Source organism: Morganella sp. HMSC11D09, assembly GCF_001807955.1.
GTDB lineage: Bacteria > Pseudomonadota > Gammaproteobacteria > Enterobacterales > Enterobacteriaceae > Morganella > Morganella morganii.
Genome location: NZ_KV791702.1, coordinates 1 through 587 on the forward strand (window position 1 = coordinate 1; position 587 = coordinate 587).

Sequence of the window (587 nt, forward strand, 5' to 3'; positions counted from 1 at the left end):
CGGTGGTGTCGATGTTCTTTGAGTCCGCAGAGCGTTTAAATCCGGCGGCCGTATTCAACCAGTATCTGAAACCGGAGTTCCAGCAGACATACTGCGTACCCTTGCTGGCGTGGTAATCGCTGAACTTCTGAAACTCGTCCTGAATGTCCAGACCGGCGGCTTTGGCCTGCTCAATGTGTTCTGGTGTCGGTGCAAAGTTTTCCGGCATCACGGTTTTGCTTTTGGCTTTTCCGCGAACAGGATTAATATTTTTATTATCTGGATCTATGACTGGATCATGACTGATTCCGGGTGCAGCTCCTGCACCACTACCGGAACCATTTGCACCACCCGGTGCATCTGCTGCACCAGTCCGGGAACCATTTGCACCACTCACCCCCGCAGGATTTGCACCACAGGGTGCAGGAGATTCACCACTCACAGCGGTAGCATCCAGGCACAGATGATAAATATTTGACTGGTTCAGACCGTTGGCCGATTTTCGTGACTCAACACGAACCAGCCCCATTTTCACCAGGGCATTGATGTGGTTCTGCACTGAGCGTTCAGATATTTCACACTGCTCAGCAATGTACGGCACAGACGGC

General features: G+C 52.0%; 1 pseudogene. It reads right to left on the reverse strand.

What is annotated here, in order from left to right:
- Positions 1-508, reverse strand: a pseudogene (locus HMPREF3119_RS14290) (helix-turn-helix domain-containing protein); the annotation flags it as partial.
- Between the last annotated feature and the right edge of the window lie 79 nt (positions 509-587).